The sequence below is a fragment of the Ligilactobacillus ceti DSM 22408 genome (assembly GCF_000423245.1).
GTDB classification, from domain to species: Bacteria; Bacillota; Bacilli; order Lactobacillales; family Lactobacillaceae; genus Ligilactobacillus; species Ligilactobacillus ceti.
This window is the reverse complement of record NZ_AUHP01000015.1, coordinates 41,930-60,101: the sequence shown is the minus strand read 5'-3', so window position 1 is coordinate 60,101 and position 18,172 is coordinate 41,930. Positions and strand designations below refer to the sequence as shown.

Genomic DNA, 18,172 nt, shown 5'->3' with positions numbered 1-18,172 from the left:
ACACACCAAACAAAAGTTACAGATCAAGATATTGTGATTAATAAAGTTTGGAAAGATAAAAATAATCAAGATGGTATGCGTCCTGAATTAATTAAAGTTAAATTAATTGCGACAGCAGATCGTAAAGAAGTAGCAAGTTTATCAAAAGAATACGACTTGAAAGAAACTGAAGGTTGGAAACATAATTTCGGTAAGCTCCAAGCTAACTATCAAGGTCACGCCGTGACATATAGTGTAAAAGAAATTGATGTCCCAACCGGCTATCAAGCCAGTGTTAAAGGATTCACAATCACTAACACACACCAAACATTAACCACAATGGTTACAGGTCATAAGATTTGGGATGATAACAATGATCAAGATGGAGTTCGTCCTGAAGAGATAACTGTTCATTTATATGCTAATGATCAAGATACTGGTAAAACAACACAAGCGAAAAAAGCTAACAATTGGAATTATCTTTTTGATAATTTAGATTTGAAAAAAGCTGGTCAAGTGATTAAATATACAGTAAAAGAAGATCAAGTAGATAAATATCTTGAACCTGAATATAGTTCAGCGAAAATTAGTGAACATGAAACTAAAATTGATATTACCAATAAACATAACATTGAAAAAACAAGTGTTGCCGGTCATAAGATTTGGGATGATAACAATAACCAAGATGGAATTCGTCCAGCAAATATTACTATTAACTTATTAGCTAATGGTAAATTGGTGCAAACACAAGTTGTTAATGCAGATAATAATTGGAATTATCATTTTGATGATTTAGATAAGTTTGCTGATCAGAAAGAAATTAATTATACAATTACTGAAGATGCAGTTGATAAGTACACAACTGAAAATGATCCTACTAATAAATGGAATGTGATTAATCACTATACACCACAAACACGTTCTGTAACGGTAACCAAAGAATGGGATGATCAAAATGATCATGATCATTTACGTCCAACAAGCATTCAAGTTCAATTGTTTGCGAATGGCTTACCAACAGGTGAAGTTGTAACATTAACTGCTGATCAAAATTGGACATATACTTGGAAGAACTTAGCTGTTAACCAAGCGCAAAATAAAATCCAATATACAGTAGCTGAAGTAAGCAGTGTTAAAGGTTATAGTGTTAAAGTTAATAATGCTAATGCAGGCAATATTATTATTACTAATACCCATACTGTTAAAAAAGTAGATGACACAGAGAAAATGCCAGCAACTGGTGAAGGATCATCACAATTAATGTCGATTTTAGGCATGGCGATGATGAGTCTTTTAGGATTTGTAGTATATCGTCGTAAATTGAATTAAGAACTAAAAAAAGCCGTGTGAGAATTATTTCTCACACGGCTTTTTTGATCTTTGAAAAGATTATTTATCTTCTGTCTTTTCTTCTTTTTTTGCTTCTTTTTCTTCTTCTTTAGCAACAGCTTTTTCATCTTTTTCAACTTTAGCTGTATTTTCAGAAATAACTAATTCGCCATCTTGCATATCAGCTAATAATTCTTTAGCATCAATGTTTTCAAGGTAGAAGTCAGTTACTTTATCACGGATTTGTTGTTCAATGACACGACGTAATGGACGAGCACCCATAGCTTCATCGTAACCTTCTTCAATTAAGAAGTCTTTTGCAGCTTCAGTTACGTTAAGATGAATATCTTTTTTAGCTAAAGTCATATTCACTTGATCTAACATTAAGTTCACGATTTCTTTGAGGTCTTCTTTTGTTAAATGTGTAAATTCAACAATCGCATTGAAACGGTTCAAGAATTCTGGACGGAAGAATGGAGCTAAACGATCCATAATTGCTTGATCTTTGTCATCTTGACCTGTAAGAGCTTCGTTACCGAAACCAGCGTTAGATGTTGCGATAATGACTGTATTCTTGAAGTTAATTGTATTACCTTGACCATCTGTTAAACGACCATCATCTAAAACTTGTAATAACAATGTGATAACTTGTGGATCTGCTTTTTCAATTTCGTCTAAAAGAACGATTGAGTATGGTTGACGACGAACACGTTCTGTTAATGTGTTTTGGTTATCATCGTAACCAACATAACCAGCTGTTGTCCCAATTAATTTAGATACAGCTACACGGTCAGAGTATTCAGACATATCTAAACGGATAATGTTTTCTTTAGAACCAAACATATCTAAAGCAAGTTGTTTTGCTAATTCTGTTTTACCGACACCTGTTGGTCCAACGAATAAGAAACTACCGATAGGGCGGTTACCTTCATCAAAACCAGCACGGTTACGACGGATAGCACGAGATACAGCATTGACAGCTTCATCTTGACCGATAACTTTGCCACGTAAACGGCTACCTAATTCTTTAAGGCGTTCAATATCACTAGCCCCCATCTTAGAAACAGGAATACCTGTTAAACGTTCAACTGATTCTGCAATATCGTTAATTGTAGCTTTAACATTTTGAGATTCAGAATGGTTATCAATTTGTTTTTGTAATTCTTCGATACGAACTTTAGCATTTAAAGCAGCTTCGTAATCTTGTTTTTCTGCAAACATTTGTTGTTTTTCAGATTCTTTAGCAACTTCTTCTTCAAGTTGTTTAACATCTGTTACAGGATGTTGTGCAGCTAAGTGAGCAGCTGTCATATCCACTAAATCGATTGCTTTATCAGGTAAGCTTCTTTGTGGAATATATTGAATTGAGAAATCAACAGCAGCTTTTAAGACTTCATCAGGTAATGTTACATTGTGGTGTTCTTCGTAAAGGTTACGAATACCTTGTAAAATTTTGAATGTGTCTTCAGCATTTGGTGCATTAACTGTAACTTCATTGAAACGACGAGCTAAAGCTGCGTTTTTCATAATTGTATTACGGTATTCATCTTGAGTTGTTGCACCGATTACAGATAATTCACCACGAGATAAAGCTGGTTTTAAGATATCAGCTAAACCTTTAGAGCCATTACCATCACCTGTGCTACCAGCACCTAAAATTTGATGAATTTCATCAAAGAATAAGATGATGTTACCAGCTGATTTAACTTCTTCGATTAATTTTTGAACATTTTCTTCGAAACTACCACGATATTGTGTACCAGCTTCTAAACCGGAAATATCGATGCTGACAATTTCTTTGTTTTTGATAGCTGCTGGAACGTTGCCATTAACGATTGCTTGAGCAAGTCCTTCGACAACGGCTGTTTTACCAACACCAGCATCACCGACTAAAACAGGATTGTTTTTAATACGACGAGCTAAAATTTCAGCTGTTTCTTGAATTTCTTTGTTACGGCCGATAACAGGATCTAAAGCATCATTACGAGCTTCTTCTGTTAAGTTGCGACCTAATTTTTCTAAGATTCCATCTTTTTTGAAACCTTTATTATTTGTTTGTTGTTGTCCATTTTCATTTTCAATTTCAGGTAATTTACCAGTTTGACGATAAACGGCAAATTCTTCGGGTGTTACTTCGCGTCCGTTAATGAGATAGCGGCGTTCGGAGTTAATACCGTTCATATTGCCCATAAGTTGATTAAAAATATCGTTCATATCATTGTTGAATGGATCCATTGGAATGTTTGCCATAAATAAGCACCCTCATTTCTATTTTTTATATTTGTAATTTAAATACTAAATGTGTCAGTCTAATCAAAAAAGCCCCTATAAATACGGACCTTCCTGAAACATACAACTACAACACTCTGTATTATTTATTATCTTTTAATTCTAGTTTGAGATAATTTTCTTCTAAATCTTTTAACACTTCCCACATTGCTTGATGGCGAGCTCTTGATAAAGCATCAAGGTCTCGCAAATTCAAGGATGTAGCTTTTGTTTGATGTTTGTTAAAAGACTTATGCAGAGTAGTGTAGCCGTAGCCAGATCGTTTTGCGACTTCATAAATACTAAGTTCATGTTCAACTAAATAAGTTTTAATATCGACCTTCACTACTAACTCACCTCCACGTTTATAAGTATAACACTTTTGTGGTATAACACAAGTGTAATATAGCACAAAAGTGTAATATTTACGCGACAATATCGCGAAAGTGTCGCAAAAACACTCAAAAAAGACTTGTTTTCTGTTTTTTAGTGATAAATGTGTTGCTAAATAAAAAAAACACCTAGCTTTTACGCTAAGTGTTATAAACTTCATATGCCAATGAAGTTGTTGCGGCTGTCAAACTCAGGTCGCAGCAAAATTCACTGTCCTGAAAATTAATGTAAAGTGTCTGAATGTTAACTCTCTTGGAGTATTTCATATAAATAAAAGGAGTTAAACTACACTTTGAATACGCTTACATTATAACATTAGTCAGATTATTTTGCAGTTTTTTGCATTAGTTTATGAATGGTTTTGAAAAAATGGTAAAATTAATTTAAGAATATTAAAGGAAGTGAACTGCTAAATGATGACAAGAAAATCCATTGCCCAAGCAGCCAATGAATTAGTGTTGCAATTTTCACAAGTGGGACCTTTAGATAATCCGGCTATGGAAAGTCTGGTAACGCGTACGCAAGAAAAGTTAGCAGCTCGGCAAATTGCCCCACAAAATATTATTAAAAAATTTGTCAAAATTAGTTACGCTTTGATATTACAAGAAAAAATAAAAATTAATGATGAAACATTTCAAGTTTTGAAAGAAATGGAAAAATTAGCGCGTGAAAGAAGTTTTTTACCTTTTCGGCGTTATGATCCGTGGAATTAAGAAGGGAGTAATTTATGCGTAAAAAAACTAAAATAGCGTTAATAATCTTAGGTATTATTAGTATTATTGGTTTGTTTTTTATTTTATATCATGATTTTCATCCTGAATTAGAAATGCTATTAAGTCCGAAAAATTATCGGGCAGAATTCATGAAAAGCATTCGCAGTCATGGTCCGGAAGATGCGTTGATTTTAATTGCTTTAATCGGAGTGATGTGTGCTATTCCCGGAGTATCAAACTCGGTTGTGTGTATTTTTGCCGGTGTTTGTTATGGGCCGTGGATTGGTTTAGCTATTAATATCTTAGGTAATAGTTTAGGTAATGTTTTAGTTTCATATGTTATTGAAAAATTTGATCTCTCTGATAAAGTGAAGAAGATGGGACATATTGTTGACAGTATTTCACATTTTAAATATCATTTTTTAGGAATTGTTGTCGGGTTTATGATTCCGGTGATTCCTTCATTTTTAGTTGATTATACAGCTATTCAAATGAAATTTCCTAAATCCAAGTTATTAGCAGCGATTGTCTTGGGAGTATTACCAACTTCATTTATGTATGCTTTTGGTGGGGATGCTTTGTTAAGAGGTGATCGGAAACGATTAATTATTGTTGGGGTCGGATTAGTCGTGTTGTTTCTATTGTATGTTGTGGTTCATTTACACAAGAAAAAAGTTTTAGCTGAGAAAAAACAAGCAACATTAACAAATTCTGTAGGGGGAAAATAATGTTTAGAAGATTGGGAGAAAAATTATGGGGGAACATTGGCAACATGGAAGAAACCCATTTGCAAGAAAAATTCAGTAAAGCACCTAAAACTGAAAAAGGCTCGCGCCAATTAAGAGAAAGAATGATGGCTTTAAATGATGGGATAATTGCTATTATTATTACGATTATGATTTTGGAAGTTCCTGTACCAAGTGGCGATGTTGCCAGTTATATTCGTTTTATTAAAGCTGTGGCTATCTTTTTAGTGAGTTTCTTTATTGTGGCGAACTTCTGGTATGAATTAAGCCGGTTATATAGTTTGGTGCAAGTCGCCACCAAAAAGATGATGATTGTCAATTTTATCTTTTTAGCAGCGTTATCCATGATGCCAATTATTACTAAATGGTTAATGAATTATCATAACCGTTTGGCGGTAATTAATTATGGTGTGATTTATATGATTTTAGATTTGTTAGAAATGGTGTTATTTTATTTATTGATTCGTGATTTTATCGAGTGTTCGAGTTGGATGAAAAACCATTTATATAAAGTTACTCGTTTACGGATGATAGTGTTATTAATTGTGAGTGCGATTTTAATTTTATTATCATATTATTTCCCACGTGTAATGATTTATGCTTATCTGGCCTTGCCAATTATTGACTTTGTCTTTCCAGATCGGATTACTCATTTATTGGAACGCGATAGCTTTAAAGAAATGAAAGAGGATGTTTAAAAAATGGAAAAGAAAGAAACATATGGTGCAGATGCCATTGTTCAAAGTTTAATTAATCATAATGTAAAATACGTTTTTGGGATTCCAGGAGCTAAAATTGATCGCGTGTTTGAAGTTTTAGATCACCCAACGGATCCTAAAGCACCGCAATTTATTTTGGCACGTCATGAACAAAATGCTGCATTTATGGCAGCTGGGATTGGGCGTTTAACTGGGGAACCAGGTGTGGTTATTACGACATCAGGACCAGGAGCAAGTAATCTAGCAACCGGCTTAGTTACAGCGACTTCTGAAGGTGATCCTGTGTTAGCTATTTCTGGACAAGTACAAAGAAAAGACTTATTACGTTTAACTCACCAAAGTATGAAGAATGCGGCTTTGTTTGCACCGATTACCAAATACAGTGCTGAAATTCAAGATCCAGATAATATTTCAGAAGTGATTGCCAATGCGTATCAAGCAGCCGTTTCCGGCAAGCAAGGAGCTAGTTTTGTTTCTGTGCCGCAAGATGTGACTGATGCTAAAGTTGCTAATGATGTTATTAAACCACTCGTTGCACCAAAATTTGGCCCAGCTAGTCCAATTGAATCGACCTTATTATCACAACGGATTAAAGCTGCTAAATTCCCTGTTTTATTATTAGGTATGCGAGCATCTGATCCTGATATTACACGAGCTATTCGGAATTTAGTTGCTGAAACACATTTACCTGTTGTTGAAACATTCCAAGGCGCGGGTATTATTCCTCGTGAATTAGAAGATGATTTCTTTGGTCGAGTTGGTTTATTTAGAAATCAACCAGGTGATCAATTGTTGAAACATAGTGATTTAATTATTACGATTGGTTATGATCCGATTGAATATGAACCACGCAACTGGAATGCAACTGGTGAGGCTAATATTGTTGTGATTGATTCACAATTACCAGAAATTGATAAACATTTCCAACCAGAAAATGTATTAGTGGGTGATATTTCTCAAACGTTAGAATTCTTACTTCCTTATATGAAGGGTTTTACTTTAAAACCAGAATTAACTAAGTATTTAGCAGAATTACGTCATTTATTACAAGTTCGGGATGAACCACCAATGATTCAACCGGGACAAATTTTAAATCATCCATTAAATATTATTCAAGAACTACAAAAAATTGTTACTGATGATATGACGGTTTCTGTTGATGTGGGGAGTTTTTATATTTGGATGGCACGGCACTTTAGATGTTACCAACCACGTCATTTATTATTTAGCAATGGGATGCAAACATTAGGTGTAGCACTTCCTTGGGCAATTTCAGCAGCTTTAGTTCGTCCCAATGCGAAATCAGTTTCCGTTTCCGGAGATGGTGGTTTCTTGTTTTCTGCACAAGAATTAGAAACAGCTGTTCGTTTGAATTTGGATATTGTACATTTGATTTGGAATGATGGTAACTATGATATGGTGAAATTCCAAGAAGAAATGAAATACGGTAAATCAGCGGCCGTTTCTTTTGGTCCTGTTGATTTTGTGCAATATGCACAAAGTTTTGGTGCGACTGGTTTACGTGTTGAAAAAGCAGAAGATCTAGGCCGGGTTTTACAAGAAGCATTCGCGACAAAAGGTCCAGTAATTGTGGATATTCCAGTGGATTATAGTTGTAACAAAGAACTTGGTAAACAAATTTTAGAAGATCAATTACGTTAAAAGAGGCTGAAAAAGATGAAAGATACAACTAAATTATTTCAACAAGGAACATTAGCTAATTTAGTCGATGGTTTATTAACTGGGACAATGACAATTTCAGAGTTACTAAGTCATGGTGATACTGGAATTGGAACGGGTGAAGGTTTAGATGGAGAGTTGATTGTAGCGCAAGGACATCCTTTTTTAGCTCAAAATGATGGCACTGTGATTGAAGTTGACGCAGACTTTACGGTTCCGTTTGCGACGGTGCATTTTGCTAGTGATATGCCAGCGTTAACAGCTGAGTTAACTGATGTAACTTTTACTAATTTAAAAGAGGTAATTGCTAATCTTTATCCTTATGAAAATATCTTTTATGCAGTTACTTTGACGGGTGATTTTCAGCAGATTAAAACGCGTGTTGTTGAAAAACAATATCCACCATATCCGAAACTAGTTGAAGTTGCTGAAAAACAAGCATTGTTTACACAAGAAAATGTCCGAGGACAAATTATCGGTTATTTTTCACCTGAATTATATAATGGTGTCGCTGCCTCTGGTTTACATTTACACTTTTTAGCAGATGATCACAGTATAGCTGGTCATTTATTAGAATTTGTTTTAACAAGTGGGACGCTCACAATTCAACCGTTTAAAACTTTAGAAAATAATTTTCCGATTGACAATCAACAATTTATGGAAAGTAAATTAGAATTAAGTTCTTTAGCAAAAGAAATTGAACAATCTGAAAAGTAAATAAGAAATTATCAAAAAACGCAAGCTAGACAGGGATGTCTAGCTTGTTTTTTTAGTTATATTTATAAATTAAAATTATGAAACAAGTTTTATTAATGATATACTAATAATATTATTATAAAAAGGATGTCGAAATAAGTGTTAAAGAGAGAAAAGGAAGAACAAACGTGTTTGGCTAGACCATATCGTTATATGAAGAGCAATATTTGGATGAATTTTATCTATTTTATGGTTATGCTCGTGCCAAGTGGATACGTTTATTTTACGAAAATGGACAATATTAATCATTTTTTGATTAAACATATTGTTGTATTTTTAAAACAAATTATGCCAAATACAGACATGCATATTTCGAGTATGATGATGAAGTTATTTGGTGATGTAGAATATGTTGTTTTACCGACAGTATATCCTTCGTTGAAAAGTATTATTATTAATTTGATTGTTGCTGTAGTTATTATTTTAATTACATTTTATAAAAAATGGCGTGGACATCCTGCGATGATTTTAATAGGTATTATTGCCGCAGTTCATATGGTCCATGTTTTAGTCGTTTGGTATGCCGGGACAGATTTTAAATATACGATTGCTGATTTTTCAATTTTATATACAAAACAAGAAATCGGAATTAGTGCGGCATTTATGATTTTTGGAGCCTTTGTAACGGCCTTTTGGGGTAATTCAGGATATATTAGACGCTTTTTCTTTTTTATTCTTGTTGCGGCTTATCCGATTTTGTTAAGTTTTTTCCGTTATCTTGTGTTTATATATATTTTGCATCAATATTCTATTATTTATATGGGAATTATGTATTTTGCGTTAGGTCCGATTTTTGATTTTCTATCATTAGTTATGCTATATGCCTTTTTCTTGATGTCTATGAGTAAAATGTACGAAAACAAGCTCAGAAAAGGTGGTTTAGAAATATGTTCTTAATAATTTTAAAAACTTATATGATGTTTTTAATGGTCTTGTTGCTGATTTATATGCTTCGTCAGTTAGTTTTTTCGATAGAACGATTATTTCACCGACCAACCAGAGCGAACGAGGATATTTGTTCTAGTAATTTAAAAATGGTAACTGTTTTAATTCCAATGCACAATGAAGAAAAAGTTGCTTCACAAGTATTAGATGCTATTTTAAAAACAGATTATCCTTATGATTATTTAGAAATTATCCCAATTAATGATAATTCAACTGATAATACTAAAGCTATTTTAGATGAATACGCTGCTCAGCACAGTATTATTAAACCGATTCACCGTAATTGCCCAGAACGTGGGAAACAATATGGTTTGAATGATGCTATTAAAGTGGCACAAGGTGAAATCATGATTGTTTTAGATGCGGATTATATTCCAAGTGTGAGTTTAATTCGGATTATTTCTTTAGCTTTTGAAGATCCTAAAGTTGGGGCAGTGATGGGCCGAGTAATTCCGTATAATGCTGATAAAAATATGTTAACGCGTTTGAGTTCTTTAGAAAGATCTGGTGGTTACCAAGTTGATCAACAAGCTCGTTATGATTTAGGTTTGTTTGTCCAATATGGAGGAACTGTCGGTGGTTTTAGAACACGTACGATTAAAGAAGTCGGTGGATTTGATCCTAGTATTTTAGCTGAAGATACTGATTTAACATATACTTTGTATGAACGTGGTTGGAAAGTCGCTTATGCGAATGCTGCTGAATGTTATGAAGAAACACCGGAAACATGGGAAGTTCGTGGTAATCAAATTAAACGATGGGCACGGGGCCATAATCAAGTTATGTTTAAACATTTTGGCGCACTATTTAAGAGTAAGTATATTAATTTCAAAGAAAAAATCGATGGTTTACTACTATTATTAGTGTATTTATTACCAGTATTATTATTCTGGGGAATGGTAGATGCGATTATTTTATTTTATAGCGGAGACATTAATTATTTAGCTTTTGCGGGTTCCATTATTTTTATGGGTGTGTATTCTTCTTTTGGGAACTTTGCGCCGTTTTTTGAGATTGGAATTGGTTTATATTTAGATAAACGATCCAAAGAAGCTTTATTATTACCTGTTATGTTAGGAACATTCTTCTTTAATATGTGGGTTATTAATGTTGGTTTTTGGCAAGCGGTGGTTGATCGTATCACACGTAGAAATGTTACTTGGGCAAAAACACAACGCTTTGAACAAAAAGATGCACAATCCGAGGGGGAAGTTAGTCATGATAATTAGTATAATGTTTATCCTCTTTGTGGTTGTTATGTTTTTACCACTTATTGTCGCTTATATTTATTTAAAAACAAATCATGATAATCATCGTTTATATATTGATATGGAATTGAGTGGTAAACCTGATGGTCGGGTGTTTAAAAAATTAAAAAAACCACTTTTCCGATCTTCTGAAATTATGGTTATTAATGAAACGGGACGATTTTATAATTTATACGCTCCTGAAATTAGCATTTTACCGCAAAATGATCATCAGATTGCGCCAAAAGTCTCAGCGCGCATTGCACATTTAGCGTTAGATTTAAAAACAAATTGGTATCCAAATATGAAATTAAGTCGCATTCATCAAGGGATGGAATCTGATGAAGGTGTGATTGAATATACATTTTTAAATGATATTGATGTCGTAGTTGAGTCTAATGTTATTATCCAAGGGGATTTACGTTGTCAAAAAAGCATTACAATTCAAGATAATGTGACGATTTGTGGGAATGTTTATGCCTATGGCAAAGTAGACATTGGGAAAAATGTTGTAATCTTAGGGAATGTTTTAACGCGAGATGATTTAGTTATTGGTGAAGGAACTGTGATTGGCCAAAAATATCAAATCGTTTCTGTGATTTCTCGTGAAGATTTGTATTTTAAAGGTAATAATTATGTGTATGGTTACGTACATTGTCAAATGGGTTTTATCGGGGATGCTTTGGATAAAGTACAATTAGTTTCTTTTAGTGAACAAAAGTTACCGCATATTACTAAATTAATTTTAAATAATCTCGAAGAATATGAAGCTTTAGAACCGGCAATTTATGCACATGAACCTTATTTAAAAGAAGTGATTTTACCAAATGGTTTAACTAAAATTGAGAAAAGAATGTTTTTTGGTGCTAAATCGTTAGAAAAAGTTGTTTTACCACCGACTTTAACGAAGATTGAAGAATATGCTTTTGGTGATTGTTACCATTTAGAATCCGAATTAGATTTAAGTCATACCGAAATTGTAACTATTGAAAATAATGCTTTTAAGAGTTGTAATTCATTAATTAAAGTAAAGTTCCCAACAAGTCTGAAAGAAGTTGGTCGGGCTGCTTTTAATGATTGTCAGCATTTAGCAGAGTTGGATTTTGGATCACAGTCACAATTAGAAATCATTGCGGAACATAGTTTTAAACAATGTTTTGCTTTAAAAGAAGTCTATATACCTGATCAAGTAACAGAAGTAGGTATGAGTGCTTTTTATAATTGTCCTAACTTGGTGAAAGTTAGTGTGCCAAAGATTTGTGAAACACAACCTGGTATTCAAGAATTAATCGCGAACGGTGTAGTAGTGGAATTGCGTTAGAAAATAGTCTGTAAAGAGCTTGTGTTTAATTTTTTATAGTAATCTATGTTAGTTCGTGTTATATTGAACGACAGAGGGGTAGGAAAGATGATGTTAATGATCGATGGAACGGAATGTGAACATCGGTAGAATGAATTAGTGATTAATTCGACGTTTTCTTTTCGCATTCACCATAAATTAAATACCAATTGGTGCTTGTCTCCCCCTAAAAGAAAGGGAGATGTTTTATGAATAAATTAACTTGGAGTAGTCCAAAGTTAACGAATAAAGTGGCGATTAATGCCGCACTTTTAATAGCTTTACAAATTGTTTTATCCAAGATTTCCTTAGGACCAGAGAATGTTTTTAAAATTAGTCTTGGTTTTATTGGAACAGCTTTGGTGGGGTATTATTTAGGTCCTTGGTTAGGTGGCCTGGCGATGATTATTGCCGATTTGATTAGTAATACCGTGTTAGCATCTACGGCTAATTTTTTCATCGGTTTTACTTTCGGTGCATTTTTAGCAGGTGTAATTGCAGGGGCTTTCTTGCATAAACAAGAAATTACCTGGCAACGACAAGTAGCTTATGCATTTTGCCAAATTTTGATTATTAATACATGTTTAACAACAACATGGATTCATTTATTATGGCATACACCATTTAAGGCGTTATTGATGATGCGGTTACCTAAAGAAATTATTAGTTGGCCAATTGAAGCTTTTGTCGGTTTTATTGTGATTCATGAAATTGCACGCAGACGCATTGCGATTAAAGAATAACAAGGTAAATCTGATCAAAAGGATAAGATTTAGATTAAAATTAATAAAATAAAAAAGAGCGTAAGATACTAGTCTGATCAGCAGGCTAGTATCTTTTTTTGTTCTAATGGTTAATATATGGGGAGTTATAATGATTAACTATTTTTAGCTAGTTTTTTAATGGTATTATCACTTTACAAAGAGGGAAGTGAGATGATAATATAATTTTCTAGTATTCTGATATGAGGATACTAGCACAAAATTATTCATATATTTAGGAGGCGAATTTGATGCAAATTACAATTGCAAAGCCATTTGGAAAAGAACATGTTGCAGCGATGACATTGCGACAAGACGTATTAGGAACAATTATTGATGTAAAGAAAGAACGTAAGGTTGTCACCTTTATAGCACTGGATGACGGGCGAGTCGTCGGTACGGCCTCGTTGCAACTTTATCCTTGTAAAGTGGCTCGAATTCGCCAAGTAGCCGTTTCGCCAGATTGTCGTGGCAAAAGAATTGGGCAAAAAATGATTCAAGCGATTGAAGATCATTGTCGTAATTTGAATTATAAATATGTAATTTTAACAAGTCGTGTTCAAGCCGTGCCATTTTATCAAAAGATGGATTATACAACCCACTTTTTTACCTTTGCGGATAAAAATGAAAATCGTTCTGTTAATTTAATTTGGATGAAAAAAGTCTTACAACCGCTTTGTGAGCCAATGTGTGAACCGATTATGGAAGAACAACAATATCCAGAATTTGATTAATTATAGTAAGAAAGTAAGTTTTAGTTTGTTGAATCATAATACGTGCTTTTTAAACTTTTAAGGATTATTATATAAGTGAAGATAATAATGATTTTAAGGAGTGGATCTTATGGAACGCAAATGGGAAAAAGCTAAAAAAATCAATAAAGTGGGCGAAAACGTGAAAGAAAGTAAACGTGAAATGGCTCAAGAATTAGAATCAGAACGCAAAGAGGAACTTGAAAAAGAACTCAAAGCGAAAAAAGAAAAATAAATTTAATATTAACTACAAGGCCCGGAGCAACTTTGAAACATGTTGTTCACGGGTTCTTTTTTGTTTTTTTGGATAAGTAGCAAAAAAATAAAAAAGATTGTGCAAAACCTTGTCAAAAACAAAAAGCGGGTATATAATAATCACATACTAAAAGTAAGTAAAAACTAATGTTAATTATAAATAATTGAAAAAGTTAACATTAAGGTATATATTATGCAGTGATGAAACGGACGAGGTCTGATTTCGAGAGGGGGCCATATAATGGCAGAACAAGAAGAACAATATAAATTAACAGGGATGGTTTGTGCAAGTTGTGCGCAAGCTGTTGAAAAGGCAATTGCTAAATTACCAGGTGTCACAGAAGTTAATGTTAATTTAGCAGTTGAAAGAATGAAAGTTAAGGTTGATGGCAATAGTTTGAGTCCAGAACAGATTATTAAAGCTGTTGAAAAAGCTGGATATGGAGCTGAATTGGCACAAGACTTAACACGAGAAAGTAATGAAAAAGAACAAGCAGAAAAGAAAGAATCTTTGAAAGTTAAACGTAATCGGATGGTCGGTGCTTTAGCTTTATCCGTGATTTTAATGTTTGTGGCAATGACAAAAAGTTTTTTAGGTGCGAATGTTAGCCAAGAAATTATTAAAGCGTTTATTGAATTAGTTTTAACAATTCCGATTTTATGGTTTGGGCGTGATTTTTTAATTGTTGGATCGAAAGCTTTGAAAAATTTAGCTCCTAATATGGATTCTTTAGTCTTACTAGGGAGTGGTATTTCATTCTTATATAGTTTAGTGAATACAATTATTATGGTTGTAACACAAAATAGTCAACCACTTTATTATGAAGCTAGTGGGATGATTTTAGCCTTGATTATGTTAGGTAAATATTTAGAAGCTGTCTCTAAACAAAAAACAACGACAGCAATGACTTCTTTACTAACATTAATTCCTAAAACAGCGATTAAGTTAGATGATCAAGATCAACCACACGAAGTACAAGTTGATAGTATTAAAGTTGGCGATCGTATTTTAGTTAAATCAGGACAAACAATCCCAGTTGATGGACAAATTTTAGAAGGTAGCACAACTGTTGATAATTCGATGTTAACCGGTGAAAGTTTACCAATTTCGAAATTTGTTGGTGATGAAGTTGTTGGTGGGAGTTTGAACCAAAATGGTCAAATTGTTTATCGGGCAACACGAGTAGGTGAAGATACTGCTTTAGCACAAATTATTAAATTAGTTGCTGATGCTCAAGGTAGTAAAGCCCCAATTGCACGTTTAGCTGATAAAATTGCTGGTGTCTTTGTTCCGGTGATTATGGTGATTGCTTTGCTTGGTTTTATTGGTTGGATGTTAGCTGGTAGCACATTTGCTTTTGCAGTGAATATTTTTGTAGCGGTTGTTGTGATTGCTTGTCCATGTGCTTTAGGTTTGGCTACACCAACTGCAATTATGGTTGCCACAGGTAAAGGTGCTAAGTTTGGTGTCTTATTCAAAGATGGTGCTGCTTTAGAAAGTCTTACAAAAATCGATACAATTGTTTTTGATAAAACAGGTACAATTACACAAGGGACACCAGTTGTCACAGATGTGATTGTGAAAGATGGTTTTACGAAAGAAACTGTTTTACAATATGCCGCAAGTTTAGAATTTTATACAGAACACCCACTTGCGAAAGCAATTTTAGATGCTAATGAAAAAGAATCATTGAAAGTTAGTGATTTTGAAACTTTACCTGGATTAGGTATTAAAGGTCAACTAGCAGATAAGCAAATTTATGTCGGTAATAATCGTTTGATTGAACAAACTAAATTAACACGTGATCATAAATTAGCCCAAGCAGTTGCTAAGATGCGTTCTCAAGGTCAAACATTAGTCTATGTAGCAGCCGAACAAGATGTAATTGGTGTGATTGCCATCAGTGATCCAATTAAAGCTGATAGTGCTTATGTAATCGAACAATTAAATCACAAAGGTGTTAAAACAGTGTTATTAACTGGTGATAATAAAGAAACAGCGCAAAAAATCGGACAAGAAGCAGGTATCACAGAAATTATTAGTGATGTTTTACCAGATGGCAAAGCTGCTGTTATTAAACAGTTACAAGAACGTGGTGATAAAGTCGCCATGGTTGGTGATGGGATTAATGATGCACCAGCTTTAACGCAAGCTGATATTGGGATAGCGATTGGAACTGGGACTGATGTAGCTGTGGAATCTGCCCAAGTTATTTTAATGGATCCAGAATTAAGTGCCTTGTTAACAGCATATGAATTAAGTTATAAAACAATGTTTAACATTAAAGAAAATCTTTTCTGGGCCTTCTTCTATAATATCTTAGGTGTTCCGATTGCTTTAGGTGTTTTAACCTTATTTGGCGGACCTTTCTTGAATCCAATGATTGCTGCCGGGGCAATGGGCTTCAGTTCTGTAACGGTTGTTTTAAATGCGTTACGTTTAAATCGATTTAAACCAAAAATGTTTAGTAAATAATTAAAAACAAAAAATATATTTTAAGGAGTGTTTTATTATGAAAAAAGCAGAAATCGCAGGTATGAAATGTGCAGGATGTATTAGTACAGTTGAAGAAAAATTAAGTCAAGTTGTGAGTGATGTCACAGTTGATTTAGCAACTAATACAGCTAGTTTTAATGGTGATGCTACATTAGATCAATTAAATGCAGCTTTAAGTGATACACCATATAGTGTTGTTGCAATTAGCGAATAATTAAAATAAAAAAGACGAGTTCTTGTGATGAAACACAAGGGCTCGTCTTTTTGTTATATATAAACAAAAACACGCCTTGAATTAATTTCAAAGCGTGTTGTTTAAATTTAAATTTAGAATACGCGAATTGCAAATGATGGTTGGAAGTAACGTGTGCTTCCGTATTTCACTGATTCACCAGGTTGTGGTGCGTGAATATAGTTACCATTACCTGTAGCAATTGCAACGTGGTAAGAACCGCCACGGCTACCCCAGAAGTAAAGATCACCAGGTTGTGCTTGGCGCCAGTCGATGTAACGACCGTGTCCTTCTTGAGAAACTGTGTAGTGTGGTAAGTTAACGCCAACTTGTTTGAATACGTATTTTACTAAACCAGAACAGTCGAAACCAGCTGGAGATTCACCAGCCCAGACATAAGGAACACCTAAGTAACGTTGTGCAATTGAAACAACTGCTTGACCGTTAGCTGTTGTATGACGAGCAGGTTGAACTGCAGGTTTAACAGCTGCTTTTTTAGCAGGTTGTGCAGGACGAGCTGCTGGTGTTACAGTTTGAGCTTTTGGTTGAACTTTTTTAGCAGGAGCAGCTTTTTGAGGTGTTTTAGTTGGGTTATTAACCACTAATTTTTCACCAATTTGTAAAGTTGGTCCTAATTTGTTAGCTTCGCGTAATGAAGCTACTGTTACACCGTAATCTTGTGCGATGTTATATAAAGAATCACCTGATTTAACAACGTAGTTCACGTGGTTAGCAGCTACAACAGGAGCAGCTTCTTTTGTTGCTGGTGCAACTTTAGCAGGTGCAACTTTAGCAGGAGCTTCTTTTTGTGCAGGTGTTACAGTAGGAGCTGGTTTAGCAGCTTCTTTTTGAACAACTTCTTCTTTAACAGGAGTTGTAGCAGCAGGTGCTACTGGTGTTGTTTGAACTGTACCGTTAATTTGTAATGTTTGACCGATTTTAATTAATGATTCATCGGCACCCATATTGTTTAATGCACGTAAATCATTAACTGTTGTACCATAGTCCTTAGCAAGTGCCCAAAGAGAGTCCCCAGCTTTTACAGTAACGCTTGTTGTCTTTTCAGAAGCAACAGGAGCTGTAGCAGCATCTTTCGATGGAATTGTAAGTGTTTGGCCTGTAATGATAATATGTGTGTTTTGATCAATGTTGTTTGCTTGTTCAATAGAATCGATTGAGACATCATATTTTTGTGAGAAATCCCAAACGGTATCGTTTTTATTAACTTTTACTAAAGTATCGGCATTAGCGTTTTGTGCAGATGCAAGGAATAACCCGGCCGCACCAACGGAACCGATTAGTAAAGATTTGGCTTTAAGATTCATAATTTCACTCCTAAGTAATAATATACGTTCTTACGACTGATGTCTTTATTATACAATGTTTATATTGCAATGGTGTAGTCAAAAGATTACAAAAATATTACAAAAGATTAACTTTTTTATAACATCAACTTAGATTGATTTTGAAAAGGTTTTCTTAAACCGCGGTCTAGACAGTGTTTTGAATGATAAATGTATAAAAATCAATACTTTTTAGCGGTATTAAGAAAAATTATGTT

General features: G+C 34.0%; 17 protein-coding genes and 1 riboswitch. Of the genes, 14 read left to right on the top strand and 3 right to left on the bottom strand.

All coding sequences use genetic code 11. From position 1 onward, the window contains the following. Positions 1-1,308, top strand: a 1,308-nt coding sequence (locus G540_RS06890; protein WP_035463510.1) for a Cna B-type domain-containing protein, incomplete at its 5' end; no start/stop codon positions are given. Positions 1,309-1,368: 60 nt separating this feature from the next. Here the strand turns inward: G540_RS06890 and G540_RS06885 are convergent. Both G540_RS06885 and G540_RS0102045 read right to left on the bottom strand, forming a co-directional pair. Beyond that, entirely contained in the window at positions 1,369-3,558 is a 2,190-nt protein-coding gene (locus G540_RS06885) for an AAA family ATPase (protein ID WP_081653526.1), read from the bottom strand. Positions 3,559-3,679: 121 nt separating this feature from the next. Then, on the bottom strand, positions 3,680-3,922 hold the full coding sequence (locus G540_RS0102045; RefSeq protein WP_027106663.1) for a hypothetical protein: 243 nt from the start codon (positions 3,920-3,922) through the stop codon (positions 3,680-3,682). A 460-nt stretch (positions 3,923-4,382) separates the two neighbouring features. Between G540_RS0102045 and G540_RS0102040 the strand changes: the two genes are divergently transcribed. From G540_RS0102040 to G540_RS0101980, 13 genes are all read left to right on the top strand, one after another. Further along, a complete protein-coding gene (locus G540_RS0102040; protein ID WP_027106662.1) occupies positions 4,383-4,682 on the top strand; it encodes a hypothetical protein in 300 nt (99 codons plus the stop codon). 14 nt (positions 4,683-4,696) lie between these two features. After that, a complete protein-coding gene (locus tag G540_RS0102035; RefSeq protein WP_027106661.1) occupies positions 4,697-5,410 on the top strand; it encodes a TVP38/TMEM64 family protein in 714 nt (237 codons plus the stop codon). Beyond that, positions 5,410-6,126, top strand: coding sequence for a TMEM175 family protein (locus G540_RS0102030; protein ID WP_051188924.1), 717 nt, complete (start codon positions 5,410-5,412; stop codon positions 6,124-6,126). The genes G540_RS0102035 and G540_RS0102030 overlap by 1 nt, the downstream gene beginning before the upstream one ends. Before the next feature lie 3 nt (positions 6,127-6,129). Further along, positions 6,130-7,809, top strand: coding sequence for an acetolactate synthase AlsS (gene alsS / locus G540_RS0102025; protein WP_027106659.1), 1,680 nt, complete (start codon positions 6,130-6,132; stop codon positions 7,807-7,809). Between the two features lie 15 nt (positions 7,810-7,824). Continuing rightward, positions 7,825-8,544: an acetolactate decarboxylase gene (budA, locus tag G540_RS0102020; RefSeq protein WP_027106658.1), complete on the top strand. Its 720-nt coding sequence runs from the start codon at positions 7,825-7,827 to the stop codon at positions 8,542-8,544. Between the two features lie 210 nt (positions 8,545-8,754). Further along, positions 8,755-9,480, top strand: coding sequence for a hypothetical protein (locus tag G540_RS0102015; protein WP_152973831.1), 726 nt, complete (start codon positions 8,755-8,757; stop codon positions 9,478-9,480). Further along, positions 9,471-10,757, top strand: coding sequence for a glycosyltransferase family 2 protein (locus G540_RS0102010; protein ID WP_035463508.1), 1,287 nt, complete (start codon positions 9,471-9,473; stop codon positions 10,755-10,757). The genes G540_RS0102015 and G540_RS0102010 overlap by 10 nt, the downstream gene beginning before the upstream one ends. Then, positions 10,747-12,096 (top strand): leucine-rich repeat protein, encoded by a 1,350-nt coding sequence (locus G540_RS0102005; protein ID WP_027106655.1) that lies wholly within the window; start codon positions 10,747-10,749, stop codon positions 12,094-12,096. Before G540_RS0102010 ends, G540_RS0102005 begins: the two co-directional genes overlap by 11 nt. A 72-nt stretch (positions 12,097-12,168) precedes the next feature. Beyond that, a riboswitch (THF riboswitch) is annotated at positions 12,169-12,271 on the top strand. A gap of 52 nt (positions 12,272-12,323) precedes the next feature. Continuing rightward, on the top strand, positions 12,324-12,857 hold the full coding sequence (locus tag G540_RS0102000; protein WP_027106654.1) for a folate family ECF transporter S component: 534 nt from the start codon (positions 12,324-12,326) through the stop codon (positions 12,855-12,857). 269 nt (positions 12,858-13,126) lie between these two features. Beyond that, positions 13,127-13,609, top strand: coding sequence for a GNAT family N-acetyltransferase (locus G540_RS06880; protein WP_051188923.1), 483 nt, complete (start codon positions 13,127-13,129; stop codon positions 13,607-13,609). Between the two features lie 109 nt (positions 13,610-13,718). After that, complete coding sequence (locus G540_RS07385; protein WP_155885126.1) at positions 13,719-13,862, top strand: hypothetical protein; 144 nt, start codon at positions 13,719-13,721, stop codon at positions 13,860-13,862. Between the two features lie 261 nt (positions 13,863-14,123). After that, positions 14,124-16,358 carry a heavy metal translocating P-type ATPase gene (locus G540_RS06875; protein WP_035463506.1) on the top strand — a complete coding sequence of 745 codons (2,235 nt, stop codon included), beginning with the start codon at positions 14,124-14,126 and terminating at the stop codon, positions 16,356-16,358. Between the two features lie 37 nt (positions 16,359-16,395). Then, complete coding sequence (locus tag G540_RS0101980; RefSeq protein ID WP_035463504.1) at positions 16,396-16,593, top strand: heavy-metal-associated domain-containing protein; 198 nt, start codon at positions 16,396-16,398, stop codon at positions 16,591-16,593. 113 nt (positions 16,594-16,706) lie between these two features. Here the strand turns inward: G540_RS0101980 and G540_RS0101975 are convergent, their stop codons facing one another. Continuing rightward, positions 16,707-17,936: a C40 family peptidase gene (locus tag G540_RS0101975; RefSeq protein ID WP_027106652.1), complete on the bottom strand. Its 1,230-nt coding sequence runs from the start codon at positions 17,934-17,936 to the stop codon at positions 16,707-16,709. Between the last annotated feature and the right edge of the window lie 236 nt (positions 17,937-18,172).